The organism is Pseudomonas sp. PDM20 (genome assembly GCF_014852575.3).
GTDB lineage: Bacteria > Pseudomonadota > Gammaproteobacteria > Pseudomonadales > Pseudomonadaceae > Pseudomonas.
The window spans coordinates 3631074-3649873 of record NZ_CM181224.1 but is presented as its reverse complement, the minus strand read 5'-3'; the positions used below and the strand labels follow the sequence as shown (position 1 = coordinate 3649873).

Genomic DNA, 18800 nt, shown 5'->3' with positions numbered 1-18800 from the left:
CAACTGGATGACACTACGCAACGCCTGGCTGTACGGCCTGCTGCTGGTGAGCGCGGCAGGCCAGGGGCAGACACTGGAGGAGGCCGTGCGCGCCGGCCTCGCCATCCATCCCGAAGTCCGCGCCGCAGTGGCGGAAGCGGAGCGCGGCAAGACCGATGTGGAGATCAGCAAGGGCGGCTACTACCCGCAGGTGAGCATGTCCGGCGGGCCCAACGAGTTCGACTTTGGCGAGGTGGTCTACGACCTCACTGCGTCCCAGATGCTCTACGACTGGGGCAAGATGAAGAGCAAGGTGGACAGCGCCAAGGCCAGCCACCGTCAGCTCGACGAAACCGCGCTGGTGAGCCGCGAGGATGCGGCGCTGGACATCACCGAGACCTACCTCGACGTGCTCGCCGCCCAGGCGCGGATCGAGACGGTACGCGAGCATATCCAGCGCCTCGGCGACATCCGCGAGATGACCCAGGCACGCGGCGGCGATGGCTATTCCGACCGCAGCGAACTGGACCGCGCCAACCTCGAGCTGTCCCGCGCGCAGGAGCAGTTGTCGCTGGAAAAGGGCGCCCTGCAGGACGCCCGCAACCAGTACGAAGTGCTGGTCGGCAAGCCGCCGGCCGACCTCGCCGAACCGGAGCCCCTGTCCATGCAACGCTACCTGGTCGGTACCGACATGAACCGCCTGATCGTCGACAGCCCGCTCTACCGCAAGGCCGCCGAGGATGCCGAAGTGGCTGAGGCCAAGCTGCGCGAGAGCAAGGCCTCGCTGCTGCCGCAGGTGAACCTGGAGGCCTCGTCGCTGCGCCGGGAGATCGGCGGGCACCTGGAAAACGACTCGGTGGTGTCGCTGCGCCTGCGCATGGATACCTTCGAAGGTCTGTCCAACTTCCGCCGACCCACCGCCGCCCAGCAGCACCTGGAGTCCACCCGCTGGACCCGCGACGCCATGCAGCGCGATATCAAGCGCAAGCTGCAGACCCTCTTCGACACCGACGACACCCTGCGCTGGCGGCAGGATTCGCTGGTACAGCAGGTGCGCGAATCGGAGCAGGTCAGTGGCGTCTACCGGGACCAGTTCGAGGTCGGCCGGCGCGACGTGATCGACCTGCTCAATGTGCAGCGCGAGCGCTTCGAGGCCGAGCGCCAACTGGCCAACCTGCGCTTCGAGCGCAAGCGCGTGGAGTACCGTGCCGCCGCGCAGATCGGCCTGCTCGGGCCGCTGCTGGAAAACCACCTGGCCCCGGGAGCCTCCTGATGAACGCCGAGAATGTGGTTCTGCTGGCGGATCACGAAGTCGAGACCGATCCCCTGCGCCAGGGCCTTTCGCTGCTCTGCCGGCAGTTGGGCCGGCCACTGGGCGTGGCCGAGCTGGGGGAGGGCATGCCGCTGCACCAGGGCCGGCTGCCGCTGCGTTTTGTGCCCCGCGCCTTGCGCCGCGCGGACATAGTCGCGCGGGTCGATCGCCTGGCCCTGGCGAAGATGGATAACTACCTGCTGCCGGCGCTGCTGCTGCTCGAAGACGGCGGCACCCTGGTGCTCTGCGAGCAGGATGAGCAGACCGCCAGCGTGCTGGTGCCGCACAGTGATGGCGGCGTCGAGCGGATTGCGCGGGCCGAACTGGAGCATCGCTACAGCGGTGTTGCGATCTTCGCCAAGTGCCGTTACCGGGCGGACGGGCGCGTCGGCGACTTCGCCAGGCGTGAGCCGGATCACTGGTTCTTCGGCCCGCTGAAGCGGCTCTGGCGTTCGTATTTCGAAGTCGCCATGGCGGCGATGATGGCGAACCTGCTGGCGATTGCTTCGGCGCTGTTTGCCATGCAGGTGTATGACCGCGTGGTGCCCAACGCGGCCATGGACACCTTGTGGATACTCGCCAGCGGCGTGGGCCTGGCCATCGTGCTGGAAGGCGTGATCCGCGGGTTGCGCGGGCACCTGCTGACCACCATGGGCAAGCGTATCGACCTGCAGCTTTCCACGCTCCTGTTCGAGCGCGTGCTCAACACCCGGCTGGCGGCCAAGCCCGGTTCGGTGGGCGCCTTCAGTACGCAGGTGCGCGAGTTCGAGGGCGTGCGTGAATTCTTCACCGCCTCCAGTGCGGCGATGATCAGCGACCTGCCGTTCGTGCTGCTGTTCCTGTTGATCATTGCGCTGATCGGCGGGCACCTGGTCTGGGTGCCGGCGGTGGCGGCATTGCTGATGTTGATTCCCGGACTGTTCTGCCAGGGCGTGCTGGCGCGGCTGTCGCGGGAGAACCTGCGAGAGGGCGCGGTAAAGAACGGCATCCTGCTCGAATCCATCGAGAACCTCGAGTCGGTCAAGGCCACCCGCGCCGAGGGTCGCTGCCTGCACCTCTGGGAAAACCTCACCGCGCAACTGGCCGGCAATGCCATGCGCACGCATACGCTGACCACGGCGCTGTCCTATGGCGCGAGCATCGTGCAGCAGTTGTGCTACATCGGCGTGGTGGTGTTCGGCGTGTACCGCATCAGTGCCGGCGAACTGAGTGTCGGCGCGCTGGTGGCCTGTTCCATCCTTGCCGCTCGTGCGGTGGCGCCGCTGTCCCAGGCCGCCGGCATCCTCGGTCGCTGGCAGCACACCCGGGTCGCCATGGAAGGGCTCGACCAGCTGATGAAGGCGCCCATGGAGCGCCCGCAGGACAAGCGCTTCGTGCGCAAGGAGCGCCTCGCCGGGCACTACCGCCTGGAGGCGCTGAAGCTGGCCCACGGCGAGAACCCGCCGGCGGTGGACATCGCTGCGCTGGAGATCCGCCCCGGCGAGCGCATCGCGCTGCTGGGTGGCAACGGCGCCGGCAAGTCGACCCTGCTGCGCCTGCTGGCCGGGTTGTACGACGCGCAGTCCGGGCGTCTGCTGCTGGACGACGTGGCCATCGCGCAGATCGACCCTTCCGACCGGCGCCGTCACATAGGCTATCTGCCGCAGGATGTCGCGCTGTTCTACGGCACCCTGCGCGACAACCTCAACCTGGAAGGCGCGGCGATCAGCGATGACGAGATGTTCGAGGCGCTGGATGGCGTCGGCCTGGGCGACTTCGTCCGCTCGCACCCGCTGGGGCTGGACCTGCCGCTGCTGGGCAACGGCAGCCTTTCCGGCGGTCAGCGCCAGGCCGTGGGGCTGGCCCGCGTGCTGCTGCAGGACCCGCCCGTGGTGCTGCTCGACGAGCCCACCGCGACCTTCGACCAGAGCACCGAGCTGCACGTCATCGGCTACCTGCAGCGTTGGCTGGAAGGTCGCACCCTGGTGATGACCACGCACAAGAAGACCATGCTCGCCGTGGCCACCCGTGCCGTGGTGCTCAGCCAGGGCAAGGTGGTGATGGACGGTGCGCTGGACCAGATCGTCAAGGACCGCACCGTACAGATTCCCGGACAGGAAGGAGCCGTCCATGGCCAGTGAAACCCGCGCTGCCGAACGCCTGCGCCGCGAGCTGCAGGACCCGCTGCTGGCTTCCAGCCACCCGGTGTCGCGGCCGCTGCTCTGGGCACTGCTGCTGAGCCTGGTCGCCGCTGTCGCCTGGGCAGCCTGGGCCGAGCTGGACGAGGTGACACGAGGCGATGGCCGCGTGGTGCCCTTCAGCCGCATGCAGAAGATCCAGAGCCTGGAGGGGGGTATCCTCGACCGTCTGCTGGTGCAGGAGGGCGAGCTGGTGCAGGTCGGCCAGCCGCTGGTGCGCCTGGACCGCACGCACTTCGAGACCTCCTGGCAGGAAGCGGCCAACCAGGCCGAGGTCCTCGGTGCTGCCATCGCCCGGCTGGACGCGGAAGTCATGGGACAGGACCACATCGTCTTCCCCGCAGGCATGCCCGCCGACGGCCCGGTGGCGCGTTCCGAACGTGAGCTGTTCAAGTCGCGGCGCGACAAGCTGGAGGAGAACACCCGCTCGCTGCAGCAGCAGGTTCGCCTGGCGCAGAGCCAGCTGGCGCTGGTCAAGCCGCTGGTGGAGCGCCGCGCGGTGAGCCAGATGGAAGCACTCAAGCTGAGCCAGGACATCGCTACCCTGAGCGGCAAGCTCACCGAGCTGAAGAACACCTATTTCCAGGATGCCTACACCGAGCGGCAGGAGAAGAAGGCCCAGCTGGCGCAGATCGAGCCCATCGTCCAGCAGCGCAAGGACCAGCTGCGCCGCACGGAAATCCTCTCGCCGGTGCGCGGGCGGGTGAACACCGTGCTGATCAGCACCCGCGGCGGCGTGGTGCAGCCGGGCGAGCCGATCATGGAGGTGATCCCGGTGGAGGAACGCCTGCTGGTGGAAGCCAAGGTCAAGCCGCGCGACGTGGCCTTCCTGGTGCCGGGCATGCCGGCCAAGGTCAAGATCACCGCCTACGACTACAGCATCTACGGCGATTTGAAGGGCACCCTGGAACAGATCAGCGCCGACACGATCGAAGAAGATACGGTGCGCGGCAAGGAGTACTACTACCAGGTGCTGATCAAGACCGACGGCAGCCAGCTGATGCGCAACGGCGAGGTGCTGCCGATCATCCCCGGCATGGTCGCCGAGGTGGACATCCTCAGCGGCAAGCGCAGCGTGCTGAACTACCTGCTGCGGCCGTTGCTCAAGGCGCGGTTGATGTAACCGCGGCCAATAGGGCAGCCGCGCAGGGCGGATAACCCGGAACGGGTTATCCGCCCTGCGTATCAGCGTTGAGGGCTGCGGACCTTGTCGGCGAAGGTTTTGCGAACACAGGAACACCCGGCATACGCCTCCTTCCCCTGACAGGAAAGGGCCGGGAACCTGGGGAGGACAAGGGCGTGGTACCTGTAGGGGCGAGCCTGCCTGCCATGGTTGTCCGGGCGGGGCTTGCGGGCGGGCTCGCTCCTACGGCGGCCGTGGACTGTGCCCAGGCACACTCAGCAGTTGGTGATCTGCCCCGCGTCGATCTCATCCACGCGGCCTTTGGCGAAGTGCAGCCAGAGCCAGTTGGTGCGGTATCGGGTTCTATCGCACTTGCCTTCGATCCGGCGGTGATGTTCGAAGCGCCACCAGCCGTCCGCCGGCGGTGTCGATACTCCCATGACCGCCTGCACTTCCGCACTCGACGCACCAATCCAGTCATAGCCATCGAGCGACAGCGAAAGCTGGGGAGACCGTAGTGCCGCGCACGCGCTGGTGGTTTGTGGCTGGGGCTGGTTGCGCAGGGTGATGCGCGTGATGCGATGGCTGCCATCGGTCTTCCTGGCGTCGGAAACCAGCCATAGGCCCAGCCTTGCATGCGGGAGCCAATAGCAGAGCCAGTCGCGGCTGTCTTCGCCGTCCATGTCGTGTTGCCACTCGCCGGAGCCCAGGTTATTGCGGGCGCCCTCCAGCGTGACGAGTTTCGCTTCGGTAACCAGGTTGCCCACTATCAGGGATCGCCACAGCGGCGCGCCAACGGTGAACTGGGCTGTGGCCAGGCGGAGTAGCTCGGGAGGTGTGTTGCTGTCGGTCGCCTGTGCCAGCGAGGCGACGCACGACAGCATTATCAGCCAGGGGCGCAGCAGCGAGTGGCGGATGAGAGAAAGCGGTTTCATGGTGGGCGCACTGGAGAAAGAGGGCGCCATGGTGGAAGTGAGGCCGATTTGCCCCTATGAGATTACTCTGGAGGAGGGTTCATAGGATTCTGATCCTGCCCGGCTCTGGCGGCTTAGATCATCGGGTCCCAGCGCTGCGACCAGTCCGGGTCCTGCGCCACCACCTCGCGCAGCACCGCGAAGGCCTGCTGCAGCGCCTGCGAGTCGCGGTCCCGCGAATACACGAGATAAGTCGGGTAGCTGAACTCCGGTGCCTTGGGCACGCGGCGCAGCACCTTGCGGTCGAGGTAGCTCTGCACCACCCGCGTACGGAAGTAGCCCGAGCCGCCGTTCTCCAGGATGTACTGCAGCGCCAGCGGGCCGAGGTTGAACGATACCGGCGCCTTGGACAGTTCCGGCAGGGCGCTGTCGTGCTGCTGGCGGAAGCCTTCGCCCCAGTCGATGTAGACGTAGGGTTCGGGGTTCTGCGCGCGCACCAGGATCAGCTTCTCCTCCAGCAACTGCTCCACCTGCATCCCCGGCCAGTAGGTCGGCTGGTAGACCAGGGCGGCATCGAGCACGCCCAGCTCCAGCTGGCGCAGCAGGCTCTGGCCGTCGCCGATCTCGGCGCGCACTGCGTGGTCGCCGATGGTCTGGCGGATACGGCTGACCCAACGCAGCATCAGCGGGTTGCACAGGCTCACCTCGCCGCCGATGTGCAGCACGTTGTGGATGCCTTCGGGCAGTGGCAGGTCGCGCTGGGCGGCTTCCCATGTCTGCAGGATCTGGTTGGCGTAGGTGACGAAGGCCTCGCCGTCCGGCGTCAGGCGGGCGCCGGCGCGGTTGCGCACGAACAGCGTGCAGTTGAGGTGTGCCTCCAGCTTCTGCACCCGCGCGGTGACGGCGGTCTGGGTGACGTGCATGCGGTCGGCAGCGGCCACGAAGCTGCCGTGGCGGACGATTTCCAGGAAGGTGCGGGTGAGGTCGATGTCCATGCAAAGGCTTCTGCGCGATTCAGGCGGCCAGTGTAACGGAAAGGGCTGTCAGCCCAGGCGAACTGAAAGCGCGGTCAGCCCAGGTGACTGAGCAGGTCGCGCTCCAGCGCGGCGATCAGGTCGGTCTGGGTGATCACGCCCACCAGTTCGCCGCGCTCCAGCACGGGCAGGCAGTGCAGGCCGTGGTCGGAGAGCAGCGGGATCAGTTCCACCGCATGGGTGTCGGCATCCACATGCAGCACCGGGCGGGTCATCACCTCGCCCAGCAGGCGGTCGCGGCGCAGGCCGATGCCGCCGAGCAGGCGCTTCCACCAGGCGCCCCTGGGCACCAGCAGGTCGATCAGGCTGACGATGCCCACAAGCCGGCGCTCCTCGTCGAGGATCGGCAGGGCCTTCAGGTGGTGCTTCACCAGCAGGCGCAGGGCGTGGCTGAGCGGGGTTTCCGGCGAGGCGCAGATCAAGTCGCGGGACATTACCTCCCGCGCGCGGGTCTCGCCCATGCTGCGGCGCAGGGCGTGGCGCTCGGTGCTGCGCACCAGGCGCTCGAGGTCGTCGCGGGTGATGTCGACAAAGCCCTCAAGCTCGTCCAGCGCCTGGTCGAGGTCGGCGGCCTGGATGCCGACCCGCGCGCCGGGGGCCGGGTCCTGGGTCTGGTGGTTGTCCGGCGCGAGGCTGCGGCGGCGCGGGTAGGGCATGCGTGTCAGGTTGTTGAACAGCAGCGCAAGCAGCACCAGGCCGAGGCCGCCGCTGATTGCCGGCAGCGATGCCATCCACGCCGGCTCGCCGGGCAGCGGCGAGGCGAACACCATGCAGAAGGCCAGCGCACCGCCCGGCGGATGAAGGCAGCGCAGCGGGTACATCAGCAGCAGGCTCAGCCCGAGGGCGAGGGCCGCGCTGGCGATGCCGGCGGGCAGGAACAGGCCGATCAGCAGCGCCACCAGCGAGGCGCACAGGTAGCTGCCGATCACCGACCAGGGCTGGGCGAGGGCACCGGACGAGACGGCGAACAGCAGCACGGCCGAAGCGGCCCAGGGGCCGGCGAAGTGCAGCGCCACCGAGGAGCCGAACAGCAGGCCGCAGGTGGCGGCGCTGAGCAGGAAGCCCAGGCTGGCGCCGAGCGAGGCGCGCAGCCATTCGCGCGGGCGGGTATGGGGAATGTCGGGCAGGTACGCGGCGGCGCGGTGCCGCCAGCCGGTGAGGGCGGGCATCGGAAGGTCCGGGGAGCGAAGTCTGAAAAAAACGGGCTCTCGCGGGAAAGAGCCCTGCAAGGTGCCAACATCGGCACTCGGGGAGGCTCCGTCCGTGGAGCAGGAAATCACTGGCGTCGGAGATCAGGCGCGCAGTCGGTAGGGCGGTGGCGGCTCCGGCAGCGGCTGGACGATCCTTTCGCAGTGCCGGCCGGTGGCCGCGCTCATGCGCCGTGCGGCTTCCGGGTCGTCGGCGAAGGGCAGCAGCGCCGCCTGTTCGTCGTCATGGCGGCAGGATTGCCAGCAGGCGGCGATACAGGCGATCAGGCCGATAAGGCTCAGCAGCATCGTCGCGTCCTCAGGCCGCGGCCGCTTCGAGGTTCGACACCGGCTTGCCGGCGCGCACCGTGGCCCAGGTATTCCAGGCCATCAGCAGCATGCCGCTGGCGAAGGTGGACCCGCCGATCAGCCGCACGATGTAGCCCGGATGGCTGGCCGCCAGCGCCTCGACGAAGGAGTAGGTCAGCGTGCCGTCCTCGTTCACCGCGCGCCACATCAGGCCCTGGGTGATGCCGTTGACCCACATCGAGGCGATGTACAGCACGGTGCCGATGGTTGCCAGCCAGAAGTGCGCATTGATCAGCCCGACGCTGTGCATCTGCTCGCGACCGTAGAGCTTGGGGATCATGTGGTAGAGCGCGCCAATGGAGATCATCGCCACCCAGCCCAGGGCGCCGGCATGCACGTGGCCGATGGTCCAGTCGGTGTAGTGCGACAGCGAGTTCACTGTCTTGATCGCCATCATCGGGCCTTCGAAGGTGGACATGCCGTAGAACGCCAGGGACACCACGAGGAAGCGCAGGATCGGGTCGGTGCGCAACTTATGCCAGGCACCGGAGAGGGTCATCATGCCGTTGATCATGCCGCCCCAGCTGGGCGCCAGGAGGATCAGCGACATCACCATGCCGAGGGACTGCGCCCAATCGGGCAGGGCGGTGTAGTGCAGGTGGTGCGGGCCGGCCCAGATGTACAGGGTGATGATCGCCCAGAAGTGCACGATGGACAGGCGATAGGAGTAGATCGGCCGCTCGGCCTGCTTGGGCACGTAGTAGTACATCATGCCGAGGAAGCCCACCGAGAGGATGAAGCCCACCACGCTGTGGCCGTACCACCACTGGATCATCGCGTCGGTGGCGCCCGAGTAGAGCGGATAGGACTTGAACAGTGTCACCGGGATTGCCAGGTGATTGACCACGTGGACCATCCCGGTGACCACGATGAAGGCACCGTAGAACCAGTTGCCGACGTAGATGTGGCGCACCTTGCGCCGGGCGATGGTGCCGAAGAACAGGTAGGCATAGATCAGCCAGAGGAAGGTCACCCAGACGGCAATGGGCCACTCCATCTCGGCGTATTCCTTGGAGGTGGTGATGCCCAGCGGGTAGCTGATCACCATGGCCACCAGGCTCGCCTGCCAGCCCCAGAACAGCAGGTTGGCCAGGCTGTCGGAGATGATCCGCACACGGCAGGTGCGCTGCACCACGTAGAAAGAGGTGGCGAACAGCGCGCTGCCGCCGAAGGCGAAGATCACCAGGTTGGTGTGGATCGGCCGGATGCGCCCGAAGCTGGTCCAGGGCATCTCCAGGCTCAACTGCGGCCACACCAGCTGGGCGGCGATGAACACGCCCATGAGCATCCCGAGGATGCCCCAGCCCAGGGTGGTGAGGGTGAAGCGGCGAACGATGTCGTAGTTGTATTCGGCGTCGCGGGGGGTGTGCTGATAGAGGGGTATCGCGCTGTCCATCTTGATTCCGTCGTACTCCGGTTGACTGACGGCTCCCTGGGCACCCGAGAGTGCTAAGCGTTGCTTAATCGGCGAAGAGGCAAGGTAGGAGGCAATTCGCCGCAGGGAGCCCGATCAGTCTGAACAGACGCAATGGATGCAACAAACGAATAATAATGCTGCATAAGTGCAGTTATTTTGATTTGAAAGCGAAGAGCTGGCACGCGGCCGCTCTGCAATGCTTTGTCCGGGGTCAAGGCCGACGAGCGGCGCAGCGGAAATGAAGAGGTACGGCGCGGGCTGGATGTATTCGGAAAATTGCAGCGTCAGTGCAATTCAATTCATTTAAAACCATTTCGCGAGACGGTCTAGGATGGGCCTTCGCGATGACCTGGGGGCTTCATGTCCGACGATCTGATTGACTGGTTGCAGACCTTGATGCGCGCCGAGCGCGCTGGTGCGCGGGTGATGCTCGACAGCCTGCGGCAGGCCGACGAGACCGTGGCACGGAACCGCCTGGAGCGTTTGCACCAGGGCGAGGCGGAAAGCTGCCGGCGCCTGCGGCGCTGCCTGGAACGACTGGGCGCCACGCCGGATACCGGCGTGGGCGACTTCCATGCCAGTGCCATGGCCATCGACGACCTGGAGCTGCGTTTCGACTTCATCGGCCGTGGCCAGCGCTGGGTTGCCCGGCAGATCACGCAGCGCCTGCCGGAAATCCATGAGCCCTGGCTGCGCGAAGAGCTGGAGGCGGTACTGCGGTTACACCAATGAGCGTAGGAGCGGACTCCGTCCGCGATCGGTTCGGTGCCACTCCGGCCAAACAAGGAGCTGGGCGAAGCCATCGCGGACGGAGTCCGCTCCTGCGCGCGATGTGGCATCGGCGGAAGGGGCAGGGCAGAGTCATCACACAACTGGCCAGCCATGGCCGGGCGCCATCCCGATGTTGTACGATGACCGCCACTTCATCTATTCCAGCGACCACCATGCCGACCAGTCCGCTTCCCCGCAAACGTTCCCGCAGCCTCGCCCATGACGTGGTCGCCGAGCTTTCCGCGCGTATCCGCGATGGTCGCATCAAGCCCGGCGACAAGCTGCCCACCGAGTCGGCGATCATGACCGAGCAGGGCGTCAGCCGTACCGTGGTCCGCGAGGCGATCTCCCGGCTGCAGGCCGCGGGGCTGGTGGAAACCCGCCACGGCATCGGCACCTTCGTGCTGGACACGCCCAAGGACGGCCCGTTCCGCATCGACCCGGCGACCATCGTCACCCTGCGTGACGTGCTGGCTGTGCTGGAGTTGCGCATCAGCCTGGAGGTGGAGTCCGCCGGGCTCGCCGCCCAGCGCCGCAGCCCCGAGCAGCTGCAGGGCCTGCGCGACGCCCTGGATGCGCTGGAGGAGAGCCAGGCCAACGGCCGCGACGCGGTGGCCTCGGACTTCCAGTTCCACCTGCGCATCGCCGAAGCCACGGGCAACCGCTACTTCACCGACATCATGAGCCACCTGGGGGCGAGCATCATCCCGCGCACCCGCCTCAACTCGGCGCGCCTGGCCCATGACGACCAGAGCCACTACCTGGCGCGGGTCAACCGCGAGCACGAAGATATCTTCGACGCCATCGCCCGCGGCGACACCGACGCCGCCCGCGCCGCCATGCGCCTGCACCTCACCAACTCCCGCGAACGCCTGCGCCGTGCCCACGAATCGGCCGAGGAAAAACTCGGCTGACGAGCGGACGGAAGAAAAGGTTGTCTGACGACTTGTCGGCTTTTGTTTGTAGTTGTACGATGACCGACAACATGACGCCATAAGCCGATTGTCGTTGCACCTCTTCCTATAAAAATTCGCTTTGCAGGGTGATCGCCAATGAATCCACAAGAACTGAAGTCCACCCTTTCGTCCGGTCTGCTGTCGTTCCCCGTGACGGACTTCGATACCCAGGGCAACTTCCGCGCGGACACCTACGCCCGCCGCCTGGAGTGGCTGGCCCCTTACGGAGCCAGTGCACTCTTCGCGGCCGGCGGCACCGGCGAGTTCTTCTCGCTGGAGCCCAACGAGTTCTCCTCGATCATCAAGACCGCGGTGGATACCTGCCGTGGCCAGGTACCGATCCTCGCCGGCGCCGGCGGCCCGACCCGTCAGGCCATCGCCTACGCCCAAGAAGCCGAGAAGCAGGGCGCCGCCGGCATCCTGCTGCTGCCGCACTACCTGACCGAAGCCAGCCAGGAAGGCCTGGTGGCCCACGTCGAGCAGGTCTGCCGCTCGGTGGACTTCGGCGTGGTGGTCTACAACCGCAACGTCTGCCGCCTCAACGCCGACAGCCTGGAAAAGCTGGCCGACCGCTGCCCGAACCTGATCGGCTTCAAGGACGGCATCGGCGAGATCGAGCCGATGGTCGCCATCCGCCGCCGCCTGGGCGAGCGCCTGACCTACCTCGGCGGCCTGCCGACCGCCGAGGTCTACGCAGCGGCATACAAGGCGCTGGGCGTGCCGGTGTACTCCTCCGCCGTCTTCAACTTCATCCCGAAGACCGCCATCGATTTCTACAACGCCATCGCCAGCGACGACCACGCCACGGTCAACCGCCTGATCGACGATTTCTTCCTGCCGTACCTGGCTATCCGCAACCGCTGCGAAGGCTACGGCGTGAGCATCATCAAGGCTGGCGCCAAGCTGGTCGGCCATGACGCGGGCCCGGTGCGCGCACCGCTGACCGACCTCACCGGCGAAGAAGTCGAGATGCTCGACGCGCTGATCAAGAAACTCGGCCCGCAGTAAGCCGGAGGTTCCCGTGGCTCAACAGTATTCGCACTACGTCGACGGCCAGTGGCTGGCCGTTACCGACGCAACCCCGAACCGCAACCCGTCGGACCTGTCCGACGTGGTCGGCGACTACGCGCTGGGCGACGCCGCGCTGGTCAACCAGGCAGTGGAGGCGGCCCGCGCTGCTTTCCCGGCCTGGTCCAACAGCAACGTGCAGGCCCGCGCCGACGCGCTGGACAAGGTCGGCAGCGAGATCCTCGCCCGCCGCGCCGAGCTGGGCGCGCTGCTGGCGCGGGAGGAGGGCAAGACCCTTCCCGAAGCCATCGGCGAAGTCGGCCGCGCGGGGAACATCTTCAAGTTCTTCGCCGGTGAATGCCTGCGCCTGGCCGGCGACCTGCTGCCCTCGGTGCGCCCCGGCGTCAGCGTCGAGGTGACCCGTGAAGCGGTGGGCGTGGTCGGCCTGATCACCCCGTGGAACTTCCCCATCGCCATCCCAGCGTGGAAGATCGCCCCGGCCCTGGCCTACGGCAACTGCGTGGTGATCAAGCCTGCCGACCTGGTGCCCGGCAGTGCCTGGGCGCTGGCGGAAATCATCTCCCGCGCCGGCTTCCCCAACGGCGTGTTCAACCTGGTGATGGGCCGTGGCAGCGTGATCGGCGAGGCCCTGGTCAACCACCCGCAGGTGGACGCCGTGAGCTTCACCGGCTCGGTCGGCGTCGGCCGGCGCATCGCCGCGCAGTGCGTGGCCCGTGGCGCCAAGGTGCAGCTGGAGATGGGCGGCAAGAACCCGCAGATCGTCCTCGATGATGCGGACCTCGCCAGCGCCGTGGAGCTGTCGGTGCAGAGCGCCTACTACTCCACCGGCCAGCGCTGCACCGCGTCGAGCCGGCTGATCGTCACCGAAGGCATCTACCCGCGCTTCGTCGAAGCCATGGTCGAGCGCATGCGCCGGATCAAGGTAGGCAATGCGCTGCAGGACGGCATCGACATCGGCCCGGTGGTTTCCGAAGCGCAGTTGCGCCAGGACCTGGACTACGTCGAGATCGGCCGCAACGAAGGCGCACGCCTGCTGTTCGGCGGCGAGCGCCTGTCGCTGGCCACCGAGGGCTACTACATGGCCCCGGCGCTGTTCGACGAGACCACCCCCGACATGCGCATCAACCGCGAGGAAATCTTCGGCCCCGTGGCCAGCATCCTCAAGGTGAAGGACTACGACGAAGCGCTGGCCCAGGCCAATGCCACCGAGTTCGGCCTGTCCGCCGGCATCGCCACTACCTCGCTCAAGCATGCCGCGCACTTCAAGCGGCACGCCCAGGCCGGGATGGTGATGGTCAACCTGCCCACCGCCGGCGTGGATTACCACGTGCCGTTCGGCGGTCGCAAAGGCTCGTCCTACGGGCCGCGCGAGCAGGGCCGCTACGCCCAGGAGTTCTACACCACGGTGAAGACCGCCTACGTCGGTGCCTGACCGATAGCAGTAACAGCGGGTGGCGCCTGCCAGCGCCATCCGCTGCACAAGACATGACCCGAACCCCGACACAAGAACAAAGCAGGGGAAATACCATGACCATCGACTGCCCGCCGTCGACACGTACCCGCGAACCCAGGCGCTGACCGCGCCCCGAGCTGTCCCACTCCGCTCAACTTCGCAGGTAGGTCGTCATGCAGAACCGTCCGATCTCACATCGCCGCGCCACCGTGCGCCGGCTTTCCCCGCGCCAGTTCCCTGGCCGCGCCGTGTCGTCTCGCCTGCTCGCCAGGCGTCCGGCGGGGCCCTTTTCTTCGCTCCACGCTCTCTCGCTGTACGCCATCCGGCTGCCTGCCGGCCGTGGCGCGCTATCTGCTGTGTCGCTCGCCGCTGTGTCCTGCGTGCGAGTCGGAACGGACGTACCGGCCGCGCCCGCCGTACGTCGGCAAGGAGGCGGTAACGGCTCGCCACGACGGGCCGGCTGATAATCTGGCCGGCCTGCGCCGGTCGCTCCCATAACAACAAGACAAGAGACGCAATCGATGAGCCAAGCAACCGCCAAACCGACGCATGTGCGTTACCTGATCCTGCTGATGCTGTTCCTGGTAACCACCATCAACTACGCCGACCGCGCCACCATCTCCATCGCCGGCTCCAGCCTGCAGAAGGACCTGGGCATCGACGCGGTCACCCTGGGCTACATCTTCTCCGCCTTCGGCTGGGCCTACGTGGCCGGGCAGATTCCCGGCGGCTGGCTGCTCGACCGCTTCGGCTCGAAGAAGGTCTACGCCGCGGGCATCTTCATCTGGTCGCTGTTCACCTTCCTGCAGGGCTTCGTCGGCTACCTGCCGGTGGCCAGCGCGGTGATCGCACTGTTCCTGCTGCGCTTCATGGTGGGCTTCGCCGAGGCGCCGTCCTTCCCGGGCAATGCGCGCATCGTCGCCGCCTGGTTCCCTACCGCCGAGCGCGGCACGGCCTCGGCCATCTTCAACTCTGCGCAGTACTTCGCCACCGCGCTGTTCGCACCGATCATGGGCTGGATCGTCTTCCACTTCGGCTGGGAGCACGTGTTCGTGGTGATGGGCGTGCTGGGCATGGTCTTCGCCGGTATCTGGATGAAGACCATCTACAACCCCAAGGAACACCCGCGTACCAACGCCGCTGAAATCGCCGCCATCGAAGCCGGCGGCGGCATGGTCGACATGGACCAGAAGCGCGCCAGCGACGGCCCGAAATGGCACTACGTCAGCCAACTGCTGCGCAGCCGCATGCTGCTGGGCGTGTACCTGGGCCAGTACTGCATCAACGCCATCACCTACTTCTTCCTCACCTGGTTCCCGGTGTACCTGGTGCAGGAGCGCGGCATGTCGATCCTCAAGGCCGGCTTCATCGCCTCGCTGCCCGCGCTGATGGGCTTCCTCGGCGGCGTGCTGGGCGGGATCATCTCCGACTACCTGCTGCGTCGCGGCCATTCGCTGACCTTCGCCCGCAAGCTGCCGATCGTCTGCGGCCTGCTGCTGTCCACCACCATGGTGTTCTGCAACTACGTTGACGCCGAGTGGATGGTGGTCGGCTTCATGACCCTGGCGTTCTTCGGCAAGGGCCTGGGCGCGCTGGGCTGGGCGGTGGTGGCGGACACCTCGCCCAAGCAGATCGCCGGTCTTTCCGGTGGCCTGTTCAACACTTTCGGCAACCTCGCCTCGATCACCACGCCGATCGTCATCGGCTACCTGATCAGCGCCACCGGCTCGTTCAAGTGGGCCCTGGTGTTCGTCGGCGCCAACGCGCTGGTGGCCGTGCTGAGCTACCTGTTCATCGTCGGCCGCATCGAGCGTGTGGAGCTGTGCGAAGAAGACCCAAAGGGTCGCCAGGTGCCTGAAAAACGTCTGGCCCCGGCCAATTCCTGAGCAGTTCCGGGGGTATTTCGGAGATGAGTGTCATGCAGTTGATCCCGCACCAGGACTCGCCGCGCTATGTGAAATTGCACGCGGACGATAACGTCGCCATCGTCGTCAACGACCAGGGCGTCGCCGCTGGCGGTCGCTTCCCGGATGAGCTGGTGGCCGCCGAGTCGATCCCACAGAGCCACAAGGTGGCGCTGGTGGACATCGCCGAAGGCGCGCCGGTGCTGCGCTACGGCACGGTGATCGGCTACGCCCTGGCGCCCATCGCCAAGGGGCGCTGGGTGACCGAGCAGTTGCTCAGCCTGCCGGAGCCGCCGGAGCTGGATGCGCTGCCACTGGCCACCGAGGTGCCGCCCACTGCCGAGCCGCTCACCGGCTACAGCTTCGAGGGTTACCGCAATGCCGACGGCAGCGTCGGCACGCGCAACCTGCTGGGCGTCAGCACCACGGTGCAGTGCGTGACTGGCGTGCTGGATCACTGCGTGGAGCGCGCCCGTCGCGAACTGCTGCCCAAGTACCCGCACGTCGATGACGTGGTGGCGCTGACCCACAGTTATGGCTGTGGCGTGGCGATCAATGCGCCGGACGCCATCATCCCGATCCGTACGCTGTACAACCTGGCGCGCAACCCCAACCTCGGTGGCCAGGCGCTGGTCATCGGTCTGGGCTGCGAGAAATTGCAGCCGGTGCAGCTGATGGACGGCGACGCACTCACCGCCGGGCAGGACGAGGCACAGTGGCTGTACCGCCTGCAGGAATCCGGCAACGGCTTCCAGGGCATGGTCACGCAGATACTGGAGCTGATCGAGGAGCGTCTGGTGGTCCTCGACCAACGCCGCCGCGAGACGGTGCCGGCCTCGGAACTGGTGGTGGGCATGCAGTGCGGCGGCAGTGACGCCTTCTCCGGCGTCACCGCCAACCCCGCGCTGGGCGTCGCTGCCGACCTGCTGGTGCGGGCCGGCGCCACGGTGATGTTCTCCGAGAACACCGAGGTGCGCGATGGCATCCACCTGCTCACCGCCCGCGCTGTCAACCGCGAGGTGGCCGAGCAACTGGTCGCCGAGATGGACTGGTACGACCGCTACCTCGCCCGCGGCATGGCCGACCGCAGCGCCAACACCACGCCGGGCAACAAGAAGGGCGGGCTGAACAACATCGTCGAGAAGGCCATGGGTTCCATCGCCAAGTCCGGCAGCAGCGCCATCGCCGGCGTGATCCCACCGGGCGCACGGGTGAAGGGCAGGGGCCTGCAGTACTGCGCCACCCCGGCCAGCGACTTCATCTGCGGCACCCTGCAACTGGCCGCGGGCATGAACCTGCATATCTTCACCACCGGGCGCGGCACGCCCTACGGGCTGGCCATGGCGCCGGTGATCAAGGTGGCGACCCGCACCGAACTGGCCGAGCGCTGGCCGGACCTGATCGACGTCGACGCCGGCCGCGTCACGTCCGGGCGCATGACCCTGGACGAGCTGGGCTGGGAAATCTTCCAGCTCTACCTCGACGTGGCCAGCGGCAAGGTCCACACCTGGGCCGAACGGCATCACCTGCACAACGACCTGGTGCTGTTCAACCCGGCCCCCGTGACCTGATGCAACCGCTGGGCTGATCCACCCCTGATCGACGGCGCCTCCCGGCGCCGCCGGCCTCCCTTTGCCTGAAATCCCGCGCCTGCCCGCACCACTGGGACGGGTGGCGCTCACCCTGACATCCACGAACCGGAGACAACAATGAAAAACTCCACCCTGGGCGCTGCCATCGCCTGCGCCGCCCTCGGCCTTCTCGTGCCCGCCGCCCAGGCTGCCGGCTTCATCGAAGACAGCAAGGCCAGCCTGACCCTGCGCAACTTCTACATCAACAGCGACAACCGCAACGGCACGGCCGAGCCGAGCCGCCAGGAAGAGTGGGGCCAGGGCTTCATCCTCAACTACGCCTCGGGCTACACCCAGGGCACCGTAGGCCTTGGCGTCGACGCCATCGGCCTGCTCGGCATCCGCCTCGACAGCGGCGGTGGCACCCATTACGAATCGGCCAGCCAGCAGGCCGGCACGGTGTTTCCGTCGAAAAGCAACGGCGAGGCGGTGAACGACTTCAGCAGCTTCGGCCCGACCCTGAAGGCGAAGATTTCCAGCACCGAACTGCGCTACGGCACCCTGATGCCCAAGCTGCCAGTGGTGACCTACAACGACGGTCGACTGCTGCCGGGCACCTTCGAGGGCGGGCAGGTGACCAGCGCCGATATCGACAACCTCAGCCTGGTGGCCGGCAAGCTGGAGCACACCCGTGGGCGCAACTCCAGCGACTGGCGCGGCATGTCGATCCAGGGCGCCAACAGCGGCGCCACGGCCCGCGACAGCAACGAGTTCTACTACGCCGGCGGCGACTACAAGCTGAGCAAGGACCTGACGCTGCAGTACTACTACGGCCAGCTCAGCGAGTTCTACCAGCAGCACTTCCTCGGCCTGCAGCACAGCCTGAACCTCGGCCCCGGCGTGCTGAAGACCGACCTGCGCGCCTTCGACAGCGACTCCGACGGCAAGAATGGCAGCGCCTCCGGACGCGCCGATGGCTACCTCTCCAGCGGCTACTACGGCAATCGCGTGACCAAGGGGGAAGTGGACAACCGCGCCTACAGCGGGATGTTCACCTACAGCCTGTCCGGGCACAGCCTTGGCGCCGGCTACCAGGTCATGAACGGCGACAGCGACTTCCCCTACCTGAACCGCGGCGACGGCGCCAGCGGCAGCGCCTACCTGATCACCGACGTGCAGATCGGCAAGTTCCTGCACGCAGGCGAACGCACCTGGGTGGCGCGCTACGGCTACGACTTCGCCCAGGCCGGCCTGCCGGGCCTGACCTTCGCGGCGATCTACCTCAAGGGCGACGACATCAGGACCGCCAGTGGCGACCAGGGTGAATGGGAGCGCGACCTGACGTTGTCCTACGTGATCCCCGAAGGCACCCTCAAGGGCCTGGGCTTCTCCTGGCGCAACGCCATGCTGCGCAGCGGCCTGCCCGCCAGCGGCTCCGGCACCCCGACCCAGCGCGACCAGGATGAGAACCGGCTGATCGTCAGCTACACCTTGCCGCTGTTCTGAGTCCGGGCCGGCGGCGGACCTTGTCCGCCGTTCGCGGGCATGGCCCGCTCCTACAGGGTGCACGGTGCTCTTGCAGGAGCGGGCCATGCCCGCGAGAT

General features: G+C 66.9%; 15 protein-coding genes. 10 read left to right on the top strand and 5 right to left on the bottom strand.

Annotated elements, in window-relative coordinates; genetic code table 11:
* The first annotated feature begins 7 nt into the window (after nucleotides 1–7).
* The 3 genes from IB261_RS16700 to IB261_RS16690 are packed head-to-tail and all read left to right on the top strand — an operon-like array spanning nucleotide 8 to nucleotide 4591.
* Nucleotides 8–1252, top strand: coding sequence for a TolC family protein (locus IB261_RS16700; protein WP_192223653.1), 1245 nt, complete (start codon nucleotides 8–10; stop codon nucleotides 1250–1252).
* On the top strand, nucleotides 1252–3411 hold the full coding sequence (locus IB261_RS16695) for a type I secretion system permease/ATPase (protein WP_192382615.1): 2160 nt from the start codon (nucleotides 1252–1254) through the stop codon (nucleotides 3409–3411). The genes IB261_RS16700 and IB261_RS16695 overlap by 1 nt, the downstream gene beginning before the upstream one ends.
* Entirely contained in the window at nucleotides 3401–4591 is a 1191-nt protein-coding gene (locus tag IB261_RS16690; protein ID WP_192382614.1) for a beta-barrel domain-containing protein, read from the top strand. Before IB261_RS16695 ends, IB261_RS16690 begins: the two co-directional genes overlap by 11 nt.
* A 275-nt stretch (nucleotides 4592–4866) precedes the next feature.
* On the opposite strand, the gene IB261_RS16685 is transcribed toward IB261_RS16690, so the two are convergent.
* The 5 genes from IB261_RS16685 to ccoN form a co-directional block, all read right to left on the bottom strand.
* Complete coding sequence (locus tag IB261_RS16685; RefSeq protein WP_192382613.1) at nucleotides 4867–5526, bottom strand: hypothetical protein; 660 nt, start codon at nucleotides 5524–5526, stop codon at nucleotides 4867–4869.
* A gap of 113 nt (nucleotides 5527–5639) precedes the next feature.
* A complete protein-coding gene (locus tag IB261_RS16680; RefSeq protein WP_151187316.1) occupies nucleotides 5640–6500 on the bottom strand; it encodes a LysR family transcriptional regulator in 861 nt (286 codons plus the stop codon).
* A gap of 74 nt (nucleotides 6501–6574) precedes the next feature.
* Nucleotides 6575–7708 (bottom strand): HPP family protein, encoded by a 1134-nt coding sequence (locus tag IB261_RS16675; RefSeq protein WP_192382612.1) that lies wholly within the window; start codon nucleotides 7706–7708, stop codon nucleotides 6575–6577.
* A gap of 123 nt (nucleotides 7709–7831) precedes the next feature.
* Nucleotides 7832–8035: a hypothetical protein gene (locus IB261_RS16670; protein ID WP_081519702.1), complete on the bottom strand. Its 204-nt coding sequence runs from the start codon at nucleotides 8033–8035 to the stop codon at nucleotides 7832–7834.
* 10 nt (nucleotides 8036–8045) lie between these two features.
* A complete protein-coding gene (gene ccoN, locus IB261_RS16665) occupies nucleotides 8046–9491 on the bottom strand; it encodes a cytochrome-c oxidase, cbb3-type subunit I (RefSeq protein WP_192382611.1) in 1446 nt (481 codons plus the stop codon).
* A 381-nt stretch (nucleotides 9492–9872) separates the two neighbouring features.
* Between ccoN and IB261_RS16660 the strand changes: the two genes are divergently transcribed.
* The 7 genes from IB261_RS16660 to IB261_RS16630 all read left to right on the top strand — a co-directional run bounded on the left by IB261_RS16660 (nucleotide 9873) and on the right by IB261_RS16630 (nucleotide 18702).
* Nucleotides 9873–10244 (top strand): DUF6306 domain-containing protein, encoded by a 372-nt coding sequence (locus IB261_RS16660; protein ID WP_192382610.1) that lies wholly within the window; start codon nucleotides 9873–9875, stop codon nucleotides 10242–10244.
* 212 nt (nucleotides 10245–10456) lie between these two features.
* Nucleotides 10457–11197, top strand: a complete 741-nt coding sequence (locus IB261_RS16655) for a FadR/GntR family transcriptional regulator (protein ID WP_081519704.1) — start codon at nucleotides 10457–10459, stop codon at nucleotides 11195–11197.
* 138 nt (nucleotides 11198–11335) lie between these two features.
* Nucleotides 11336–12247: a 5-dehydro-4-deoxyglucarate dehydratase gene (gene kdgD, locus IB261_RS16650; protein ID WP_081519705.1), complete on the top strand. Its 912-nt coding sequence runs from the start codon at nucleotides 11336–11338 to the stop codon at nucleotides 12245–12247.
* 13 nt (nucleotides 12248–12260) lie between these two features.
* On the top strand, nucleotides 12261–13700 hold the full coding sequence (locus IB261_RS16645) for an aldehyde dehydrogenase family protein (protein ID WP_081519706.1): 1440 nt from the start codon (nucleotides 12261–12263) through the stop codon (nucleotides 13698–13700).
* A gap of 542 nt (nucleotides 13701–14242) precedes the next feature.
* Complete coding sequence (locus tag IB261_RS16640; RefSeq protein ID WP_192382609.1) at nucleotides 14243–15607, top strand: MFS transporter; 1365 nt, start codon at nucleotides 14243–14245, stop codon at nucleotides 15605–15607.
* A gap of 32 nt (nucleotides 15608–15639) precedes the next feature.
* The gene (garD, locus tag IB261_RS16635; RefSeq protein ID WP_081519708.1) at nucleotides 15640–17196 is read left to right on the top strand and encodes a galactarate dehydratase; all 1557 of its coding nucleotides are present in this window, start codon (nucleotides 15640–15642) and stop codon (nucleotides 17194–17196) included.
* A 138-nt stretch (nucleotides 17197–17334) separates the two neighbouring features.
* Nucleotides 17335–18702 carry an OprD family porin gene (locus IB261_RS16630; RefSeq protein ID WP_192382608.1) on the top strand — a complete coding sequence of 456 codons (1368 nt, stop codon included), beginning with the start codon at nucleotides 17335–17337 and terminating at the stop codon, nucleotides 18700–18702.
* Nucleotides 18703–18800 lie beyond the last annotated feature (98 nt).